Here is a 1,570-nt window from a genome sequence, read left to right on the forward strand (position 1 = left end):
GTCGAGGCCACCATGAACTGCAATTCGGTGCGGAACAGGCCGATGCCGGCCGCTCCCGATTCTGAAAGCTGCGGCAGGTCGACCGCAAGGCCGGCATTCATCAGGAGATCGACCGGGACGCCGTCCTTGGTCAGCGACGGCTTCTTGCGCAGCTCGCGATAGATTTCCTGCCGCCGAGCTCGGAAGCGGACCTTTTCGGCATAGGCGGCCTCGAGGTCGGACTGCGGCCGCAGGTGAATGGTGCCTTCCTCGCCGTCGACGATGATGGCATCGCCGTTTTCCGCCATGGAGACGGCGCCCTTGACCTGGCCTGCGACCGGAATGCCCATCGCGCGCGCGACAATGACGACATGGCTGGTGGCCGCGCCGTCCTCCAGCACCAGGCCGCGCAGCTTGTCCCTGGGATAGTCGAGCAGTTCGGCCGCACCCATCGAGCGGGCGACGATGATGGCATCCTTTGGCAGCGAGGCCGCGACATCCTCCGGACCGCGCCCCATCAGCTGGCGCAAGAGCCGGTTAGCGAGATCGTCGAAATCGCTCATGCGCTCGCGCAGATAGGGGTCCGTCATGTGCAGCATGCGTGCGCGCATGTCGCTCTGCACCTTCTCGACGGCCGCTTCCGCAGTCAGGCCGTTGCGGATCGCCTCTTCCAGCCGGCGTACCCAGCCGCGGTCGTTGGCGAACATGCGATACGCCTCGAGCACCTCTCGATGCTCACCCTCGAAAGCGACGTCCCGGCGCTCGAGCATGTCGTCGATCGACAGCCTCAGCGAGCCGAGCGAACGGTCCAGGCGACGCACCTCCTCCTCGCTGTCCTCGTTGAATAGGTTGGTGACGACGATGCGCGGCTCGTGCAGCACGACATGGCCAAGCCCGACGCCTTCGTTGAAGGCAAGACCGGTGAAGCTTGCCGGACGGCGCAGGTCAAGTTCGAGGCCCGGCCGGGTGAGACGGGCAAGATCGCCGGTGGCGACCATCTCGGCGATCACCATCGCCGTCGTTTCCAGCGCCTCGACCTCGTCGTCGCGATAGTGGCGCATGGTCTTGTTCTGCACCACCAGGACGCCCAGTGTGCGCCCTGCCCGCAGCACCGGCACGCCGAGGAAGGAATTGTAGATCTCTTCGCCCGTCTCCGGCAGGTAGGCGAAGGCCGGATGCTCCTGCGCGTTGGAGAGATTGAGCGGCCGCGCGCTGGCGGCGATGGTGCCGACCAGGCCTTGCCCGAGCCTCAACTGCGCCAAATGGACGGCGGTGGGGTTCAGACCTTCGGTGGCGTAGAGCTCCAGCACCGAATCGGCGCGCAGCACATAGAGCGAGCACACCTCGGCGACCATGTTGGAGGCGATGTCGCGCACGATACGGTCGAGCCGCTCCTGCGGCTCCAGCGGCTCCTGCATGAGCTCGCGGAGCCGTCTCAGCAGAACGCGCGGGCCACCGGCCATGTCACGCATCGCGGCTTCTTCTCCAATGGGCACGTTGCCCGCCGTAGCTTCCGCCACGGCCGGCGCTCACGCAATAACGGACTCAGTTCTTGCTATTGCTTATCGAGCCCGTAGACGGAATGCAAAGT

At 65.7% G+C, this 1,570-nt stretch carries 1 protein-coding gene; it reads right to left on the reverse strand.

Annotated features, from left to right (window positions below; genetic code table 11):
• Positions 1-1,451 (reverse strand): phosphoenolpyruvate-utilizing N-terminal domain-containing protein (locus EOA60_RS32225; RefSeq protein ID WP_128312576.1); only part of this gene is annotated, 1,451 nt, incomplete at its 3' end.
• Positions 1,452-1,570: the final 119 nt, after the last annotated feature.

Origin of the sequence: Mesorhizobium sp. M1A.F.Ca.IN.020.06.1.1 (assembly GCF_004023265.1) — a bacterium.
Taxonomy (GTDB): Bacteria; Pseudomonadota; Alphaproteobacteria; order Rhizobiales; family Rhizobiaceae; genus Mesorhizobium.